Below are 7,504 nucleotides of genomic sequence, written 5' to 3'. Positions count from 1 at the left end.
GGCTGGCCTCGCAAGCTCGGGCCCCAGCCCCGCGGCGACGAGCTTGATCCTCAGTGCGCGTCGCGCGAGAGGCCCTCGTCCGGGTTGCCGTAGCGACCCGTCACGAGGTACACGATGCGGTCGGCGACGGCAACGGCGTGGTCACCGAAGCGCTCGTAGTAGCGCGACAGCAGCGTCGCGTTGACGCCGGCCTCCATGCCATGCTGCCAGTTGTCGAGCAGCGTCGTGAAGACCTTCTTGTGCAGCTCGTCCATCGCGTCGTCGATACGGCCGATCTCGACGGCCGCGTAGACGTTCTTGGACGAGATCGCATCACCGGTCGCCTTGACGAGACGCTGACCGACGGCCGCCATCTCGGCGATGATCGGGCGCATGTCGTCGGGGATGGCGAGGTTCGGGGCCGCCATGCGGGCGACCTTCGCGATGTGACGGGCGAGGTCGCCCATGCGCTCGATGTCGGAGCTCATGTGCATCGCCGTGACGACCATGCGCAGGTCGGTTGCGACGGGCTGCTGGCGAGCGAGCAGGTCGACGGCGAGGTCGTCGATCTCCCGGCGCAGCGTGTCGATGTCGTCGTCGGCGGCGATGACGCTCTCGGCGACGGTGCGATCGCCCTCGAGCAGGGCGGTGGTGGCGCGCTCGAGAGCGGTGGCCACCATCGTCGTCATCGTGACGAGCTGGTCGGAGATCTTGTCGAGATCCTCGTGGAATGCGTCGCGCATTCGCGTCCTCCTCAGGCTGGCTCCGTGGAGCGCGTGCAGGCATGGCGGATGACCACCCTGTGGTGGTTCCCAGCAGACGTTTCCATGACCTCATGAACGAAGACAAGCGCGAAGGTGAACATCCGGCGACATGTGCGAGGCGCCCGCGCTCAGGGCGCCGCCCGCGGTCATGGTGTGCGTACCCTTGCCCTGTGTCAGACCTCCTCGCCCTCGCCGCCGGTGCAGCCGTCGCCGCCCCGTTGGCCCTGGGCGGGGGATACGCGCTCGGTCGGCGTCCCGAACGACCGCCGCAAGGGGAGACGAGGGGCGCGGCGACAGCCGTGGCCGCGCCGAGCCTGATCGACACCCCTGCCGCGTCGACGACCGACCTCGTGCCTCGCATGCTGTCGCAGGACGCCGCGCGCCTGCTGCGTCTGCTGCGCTCGGGTTGGCTCCTGGTCGACCGTTCTGACCGCGTCGTCGCCTCGAGCGAGGACGCCTCTGCCCTCGGACTCGTGCGCGACGTCGACCTGCGGCACGAGGAGATGAAGCAGGTCGTGCGCCTCGCACGTCGCGAACGCCGCACCGTCGAAGGCGACCTCGACCTGCCGCGCGGCCCGATCGACGACGCCCGCGTCGACCTCGGCGTCCGCGTCACCCCCCTCAACGACGACCTCGTCGTCGTGCTCGTCGAGGACAGGACGCAGGCGCGTCGCATCGAGGAGACGCGCCGCGACTTCGTCGTCAACGTCTCGCACGAGCTGAAGACGCCCGTCGGCGGGCTGCGGTTGCTCGCCGAGGCCGTCGAGGACGCCGCGGACGACGCGGAGGCCGTCGCGCGCTTCGCCGGCCGCATGAAGACGGAGACGGTGCGCCTCGCGAACCTCGTGCAGGAGATCGTGGACCTGTCGCGCCTGCAGGGCGCCGACACCGTCGCCGCGGCCAAGCCCGTCGACCTCGGCGAGTGCGCCGTCCGCGCGACGGAGGAGACACGGCTGCTCGCCGAGAGCCGCAACATCGAGGTGCTGCTGCGCGCCGACGAAGAATCGCACGTCGTCCTCGGCGACGAGAACCTACTGACGACGGCCATCCGCAACCTCGTGAGCAACGCCGTCAACTACTCACCAGCGGACACGCGGATCTCCGTGGTCGTCACGACCGACGACGACGATGTGGCCGTGCAGGTCACCGATCAGGGGATCGGATTGTCCGCGGCCGACGTGGAGCGCATCTTCGAACGCTTCTACCGTGTCGACCCCGCACGCTCGCGTCAGACCGGCGGAACCGGGCTCGGGCTCGCCATCGTCAAGCACGTGTGCGCCAACCACGGCGGCCGCATCCGCGTCTGGAGCGAACCGGGCGTAGGTTCGACGTTCGAGATGCAGTTCCCCTGCTGGAGCGCCGAGCGCGAGCACCACCTCGCCGACCCCGACGCGCCCCTCACCCCCTCAGCCCGCCTGGTGCTCGCGACGAGCGGCGCCCCGACGAAAGAAGTCCAGTGACCCGCATTCTCATCGTGGAGGACGAGGAGTCCTACTCGGAACCGCTCGCGTACATGCTGAAGAAGGAGGGCTACGAGGCCGTCGTCGCAGCCACCGGCCCCGAGGGCATCGACACCTTCGAGCGCGGCGGCGCGGACCTCGTCCTGCTCGACGTCATGCTGCCCGGCATGTCGGGCGTCGACGTGTGCCGCGAGCTGCGCAGCCGCTCGGGCGTGCCCATCATCATGCTGACGGCGAAGGACAGCGAGATCGACAAGGTCGTCGGTCTCGAGATGGGCGCCGACGACTACGTGACGAAGCCGTACTCCGGGCGCGAGTTGCTCGCGCGCATCAAGGCCGTTCTGCGCCGCCGCGGCGAGGCGGAGGTGGGCGAGAGCGACGAGCTCGTCGTCGGGCGTGTGGCGATGGACGTCGAACGTCACGTCGTCACTGTGGGGGGCAAGGGCGTCGCGATGCCGCTCAAGGAGTTCGAACTGCTCGAGATGCTCATGCGCAACGAGGGGCGCGTCCTCACTCGCATGCAGCTCATCGACCGCGTCTGGGGCAGCGACTACGTCGGTGACACCAAGACCCTCGACGTCCACATCAAGCGCCTGCGCGCCAAGATCGAACCCGACCCCGGCTTGCCACAGCACATCCTGACGGTGCGTGGGCTCGGCTACAAGCTCGAGGCCTGACGCGGAGGACCCTGCGTACCATCCGCACCCCCGGCGCACGACGAAGGCCGGCATCCCGCGCAGGATGCCGGCCTTCGTCAGGCGTGGGACGCGAACACTAGTGGCTCGTGACGGATGTGCCCTTCTCCTCCTCGCCCGTGGGGGCGGGGGTCGATTCGCTGATGCCGACGTCGTGGCCCTCCTTCGGCTCGACGTCCTCGGCGTGCTCGACCGAGGCTGAGCCGTACGGGTACTGGTCGAGCACGACCGGGACGGCGACCTGCGTCGAGCCGCCGGGCGTGGCCTTGAGCGTCATGTCGATCTGGTCGCCCGGCTTCGAGTCGCCGATCGAGGCGACCTCGACGGGGCTGACCTTGGCGGAGCCGTTGCCGTTCGCCTTGCCGTCGAGGCGCACGCTCTGGCCTGCGGGAACGGTGACCTGCGTGTCGGTGCCCGCGACGGAGAGCGTCAGCTGGCGGTCTTCGTTCGCCTTGTTGTAGACGAGGCCCTCGAGAGCACCCTTGTGCGTCTTGTCGTCGTTGACGATGAGCAGGTTGACGGCCTTGAGGTCGCCCACCGTGGCAGAGACACCGTCAGCGGGGTCGTACTGCAGCTCCGTCGTGTACGGGTTGATGACCTGGCCGCAGCCGGTCAGGGTGGCGCCGAGCGTCACGGCGGCAAGAAGCACGCCTGCGCGGCGGCGCTGGGGGTTCATGATTCGTCGCGTCACGTGCCCAAGAGTATCGCCACCGCCGCGCGCATGCGCGCACCGGGTGCAGAGGTGACCGAATCGACACACAACTTTTTCGCCGTTCGCCGCGTGTCGCGCACCGCACGCACCTGCGAGGGGGCCTCATCGGGGTGTGCTATGGACCGGTGGCGAGGTTGGAGACGCCGTCGTTTTGCCCGGAATGGCGCGGCTGCGTGGTATTCTGGGGGTCGCGAAAGGGGCTATTACCACATGGAATTCAAAGTCGGCGAGACCGTCGTTTACCCGCACCATGGAGCCGCCACGATCGAAGAGATCAAGGTGCGCAAGATCAAGGGCGAGGACAAGCAGTACCTCGTGCTCAACGTGGCTCAGGGCGACCTGACCATCGAAGTCCCTGCAGAGAACTGCGACCTCGTCGGCGTGCGTGACGTGGTCGACAAGGCCGGCCTCGAGAAGGTGTTCGAGGTGCTGCGCGCCGAGCACACCGAGGAGCCGACCAACTGGTCGCGCCGGTACAAGGCAAATCTCGAGAAGCTTGCCTCCGGTGACGTCATCAAGGTCGCCGAGGTCGTGCGCGACCTGTGGCGCCGCGACCAGGATCGCGGCCTGTCCGCCGGCGAGAAGCGCATGCTCGCCAAGGCCCGCCAGATCCTCGTCTCCGAGCTGGCGCTCGCCGAGCACACGAACGAGGACAAGGCCGAAGCCACGCTCGACGAGGTCCTCGCGTCCTGAACGCCGGAGCCGTCGTCGTCGCCGCCGGGCTCGGCACCCGTCTCAAGGCGGGCCGACCCAAGGCGCTCGTGACACTGAGGGGGGTTCCCCTCGTGACGCACGCCGTCCGCCGCATCCTCGCGGGGGGCGGCGTGTCGCACGTCGTCGTCGTCACTCCGGCGACGCACGAGAGCGACTTCGACGAGGCTCTCGCCGAGTTCGACCCCACCCTCGTCACGCGCGTCGGCGGCGGCGCGGAGCGCAGCGACTCGGTGCGGGCGGGCCTTGCCGCGCTCGATGCGTCGTGCGACGCCGTTCTCGTCCACGACGCAGCGCGGTGCCTCGCGCCGCCGTCGCTCGTGGCTCGGGTGCTGGCGGCCCTCGACGACGGCGCTGACGCGGTCGTGCCGGGCGTCGCCGTCGTCGACACGATCAAGCTCGTCGAGGCGCGGGAGGCGCAGACGGTCGTCGCGTCGACTCCCGCACGCGCCGCGTTGCGCGCGATCCAGACGCCGCAGGGCTTTCGGCGCTCGGCGCTGCTCGCGGCCCACGCCTGCGGCGCCGACGCCACCGACGACGCCGCGCTCGTCGAGCTCGCAGGAGCGGACGTCGTCGTCGTCGCCGGTGACGATCTCGCCCTCAAGGTGACGACGCCGCTCGACATGGTGCTGGCCGAGCACCTGCTCGCCGCGGACGATGCCGTCGCCGGTGAGGTCACCGACACCCACCCGAGAGGTCAGTCATGACGCACCCCGTCTCATCGTCCGATCAGCCTGCGTCGCCGGTGTCGATGTCGTTGCCGCGCACCGGGATCGGTGTCGACATCCACCCGCTCGCCGACGACGAGCGGGAGCTGTCCCTCGCAGGTCTGACATGGCCGGGGGAGCGTGGCATCGAAGGTCACTCGGACGGCGACGTCGCCTCGCACGCCCTGTGCGACGCGCTCTTCTCGGCTGCCGGGCTGGGCGACCTGGGGCAGCACTTCGGCGTCGACCGCCCCGAACTCGCCGGTGCCCGCGGCGCGACGCTGCTCGCCGAGGCGGCGCGCCTCGTGCGCGAGGCCGGGTACGAGATCGGCAACGTCGCCGTGCAGATCGTCGGAAACCGCCCCAAGATCGGATCGCGTCGCGACGAGGCACAGGCCGCGCTCTCGGATGCGCTCGGCGGCGCGGTCGTCTCGGTCAGCGGCACGACGAGCGACGGGCTCGGCTTGACGGGCCGAGGCGAGGGAATCGCGGCCATCGCGACCGCGCTCATCGTGCCGCGCGCCTGAGGCGTCACCCGTTCGAGCTGTGTCACGCCGTGACGGCGGCTTCCTGATTCCCCGCCTCGGGGCGTCGAAACCCTTGTGATGACGGGGTTGTCAGCGCCGGGCACTACATTGGAACCAAAGTCGGGCACATGCGCCGAGGCCACCTCGAAGCGGTGCACCGACCCGTCGAGCCACCTTCCACACGAGGAGATCTTTCGATATGTCCCAGACGGTCAAGGGCGTCATCGCCCGCAGCAAGAACGCCCCGGTCGAACTCGTCGACATCGTCGTGCCCGACCCCGGCCCCGGTGAGGTGGTCGTCGACGTCGAGGCGTGCGGCGTCTGCCACACCGACCTGTCGTACCGCGACGGCGGCATCAACGACGAGTTCCCGTTCCTGCTCGGCCACGAGGCGGCCGGGCGCGTCGAGAAGATCGGCGAGGGCGTGACGAACGTCGAGGTCGGCGACTTCGTCGTGCTCAACTGGCGCGCCGTGTGCGGCGAGTGCCGTGCGTGCAAGAAGGGTCAGCCCTGGTACTGCTTCGACACGGCCAACGCGACGCAGAAGATGACGCTGGCCGAGGACGGCACGGAGCTGACGCCCGCTCTCGGGATCGGCGCGTTCATCGACAAGACTCTCGTCGCCGCCGGCCAGTGCACGAAGGTCGAGGAGTCCGACGCAGCCGCGGTCGGCCTGCTCGGCTGTGGCGTCATGGCCGGGTTCGGTGCGGCCGCCAACACCGGCCAGGTCGAACGCGGTGAGTCCGTCGCCGTCATCGGCTGCGGTGGGGTGGGGTGCGCGGCCATCGCCGGTGCCGAGATCGCCGGTGCGGCGCGCATCATCGCCGTCGACATCGACGACGCGAAGCTCGAGACGGCGAAGAAGTTCGGCGCGACCCACACGATCAACTCGAAGAACGTCGACGCCGTCGAGAAGATCCGCGAACTCACCGGCGGGTTCGGCGCCGACGTCGTCATCGACGCCGTCGCACGCCCCGAGACGTACGAGCAGGCGTTCTACGCCCGTGACCTCGCCGGCCGCGTCGTCATGGTCGGCGTGCCGACGCCCGATCTGAAGATCGAACTGCCGATGATCGAGATCTTCGGTCGCGGTGGCGCGCTCAAGTCGAGCTGGTACGGCGACTGCCTGCCCGAGCGCGACTTCCCGGCGCTCGTGGCCCTCTACAAGCAGGGCCGCTTCGACCTCGACGCCTTCGTCACCGAGCGCATCGGCATCGACGCCGTCGAGTCGGCGTTCGAGAAGCTGCACGAGGGTTCGGTGCTGCGTTCGGTGGTGGAACTGTGAGCGCCCCCGCGGGCCCGGAAGTCGTCGTCGCCGACGGCGGTCTGCGCATCGAACGCGTCGTCACCTCCGGCACCTTCGAGCTCGACGGCGGTAAGTGGGACGTCGACAACAACGTCTGGCTCATCGGCGACGACGAGCAGGTGATCGTCGTCGACCCGGCTCACGAGGCGGCGCCCATCCTCGACGGCGTCGCGGGCCGCGAGGTCGTTGCCATCGTGTGCACGCACGCCCACAATGACCACATCACGGCCGCCGCCGACGTGCGCGCCGCGACAGGTGCGCCCGTCCACCTGCACCCGGGCGACCGCGTGCTGTGGGACATGACGTACGACTGGGCGCCCGACGAGTCGCTGAGCGACGGGGACGAGCTGCGGGTCGCAGGGGCCACCCTGCGCGTCATCCACACCCCGGGGCATGCGCCGGGCGCGTGTTGTCTGTACCTCGAGGCGCTCGACGTCGTGTTCACGGGCGACACGTTGTTCCAGGGCGGCCCCGGTGCGACCGGTCGGTCGTACTCGGACGAGGACACGCTGCTCGCCTCGATCCGCGCGTCGTTGTTCACGCTGCCGGGCCACACCACCGTCCTGACGGGCCACGGTGAAGCGACGAGCATCGCGGCCGAGGGCGCCACGATCGGAGCTGGGTCCGAGCAGTGAGCATCCGA

General features: G+C 69.6%; 9 protein-coding genes. 7 read left to right on the top strand and 2 right to left on the bottom strand.

What is annotated here, in order from left to right:
• Positions 1-50 precede the first annotated feature (50 nt).
• Positions 51-722 (bottom strand): phosphate signaling complex protein PhoU, encoded by a 672-nt coding sequence (gene phoU / locus B2284_RS00595; protein WP_074040782.1) that lies wholly within the window; start codon positions 720-722, stop codon positions 51-53.
• A gap of 191 nt (positions 723-913) precedes the next feature.
• Between phoU and B2284_RS00590 the strand changes: the two genes are divergently transcribed.
• Both B2284_RS00590 and B2284_RS00585 read left to right on the top strand, forming a co-directional pair.
• Positions 914-2,203 (top strand): sensor histidine kinase, encoded by a 1,290-nt coding sequence (locus B2284_RS00590; RefSeq protein WP_253184105.1) that lies wholly within the window; start codon positions 914-916, stop codon positions 2,201-2,203.
• Positions 2,200-2,880 carry a response regulator transcription factor gene (locus B2284_RS00585; RefSeq protein ID WP_074040784.1) on the top strand — a complete coding sequence of 227 codons (681 nt, stop codon included), beginning with the start codon at positions 2,200-2,202 and terminating at the stop codon, positions 2,878-2,880. The genes B2284_RS00590 and B2284_RS00585 overlap by 4 nt, the downstream gene beginning before the upstream one ends.
• A 97-nt stretch (positions 2,881-2,977) precedes the next feature.
• On the opposite strand, the gene B2284_RS00580 is transcribed toward B2284_RS00585, so the two are convergent.
• Positions 2,978-3,589 carry a hypothetical protein gene (locus tag B2284_RS00580; protein ID WP_006946420.1) on the bottom strand — a complete coding sequence of 204 codons (612 nt, stop codon included), beginning with the start codon at positions 3,587-3,589 and terminating at the stop codon, positions 2,978-2,980.
• 231 nt (positions 3,590-3,820) lie between these two features.
• Here B2284_RS00580 and B2284_RS00575 point away from each other — a divergent pair, with 231 nt between their 5' ends.
• The 5 genes from B2284_RS00575 to B2284_RS00555 all read left to right on the top strand — a co-directional run bounded on the left by B2284_RS00575 (position 3,821) and on the right by B2284_RS00555 (position 7,496).
• Entirely contained in the window at positions 3,821-4,303 is a 483-nt protein-coding gene (locus B2284_RS00575; protein ID WP_006946459.1) for a CarD family transcriptional regulator, read from the top strand.
• Positions 4,300-5,028: a 2-C-methyl-D-erythritol 4-phosphate cytidylyltransferase gene (ispD, locus tag B2284_RS00570; RefSeq protein WP_074040830.1), complete on the top strand. Its 729-nt coding sequence runs from the start codon at positions 4,300-4,302 to the stop codon at positions 5,026-5,028. Before B2284_RS00575 ends, ispD begins: the two co-directional genes overlap by 4 nt.
• Positions 5,025-5,555: a 2-C-methyl-D-erythritol 2,4-cyclodiphosphate synthase gene (ispF, locus tag B2284_RS00565; protein WP_074045662.1), complete on the top strand. Its 531-nt coding sequence runs from the start codon at positions 5,025-5,027 to the stop codon at positions 5,553-5,555. Before ispD ends, ispF begins: the two co-directional genes overlap by 4 nt.
• Before the next feature lie 199 nt (positions 5,556-5,754).
• Positions 5,755-6,840, top strand: coding sequence for an S-(hydroxymethyl)mycothiol dehydrogenase (locus tag B2284_RS00560; RefSeq protein ID WP_006946443.1), 1,086 nt, complete (start codon positions 5,755-5,757; stop codon positions 6,838-6,840).
• Complete coding sequence (locus B2284_RS00555; protein ID WP_074040786.1) at positions 6,837-7,496, top strand: MBL fold metallo-hydrolase; 660 nt, start codon at positions 6,837-6,839, stop codon at positions 7,494-7,496. The genes B2284_RS00560 and B2284_RS00555 overlap by 4 nt, the downstream gene beginning before the upstream one ends.
• Positions 7,497-7,504 lie beyond the last annotated feature (8 nt).

The organism is Dermacoccus sp. UBA1591, from assembly GCF_002322065.1.
Lineage (GTDB): Bacteria > Actinomycetota > Actinomycetes > Actinomycetales > Dermatophilaceae > Dermacoccus > Dermacoccus nishinomiyaensis.
The sequence above is the reverse complement of the archived record's forward strand: the minus strand, read 5'-3'. Positions and strand labels throughout refer to the sequence as shown.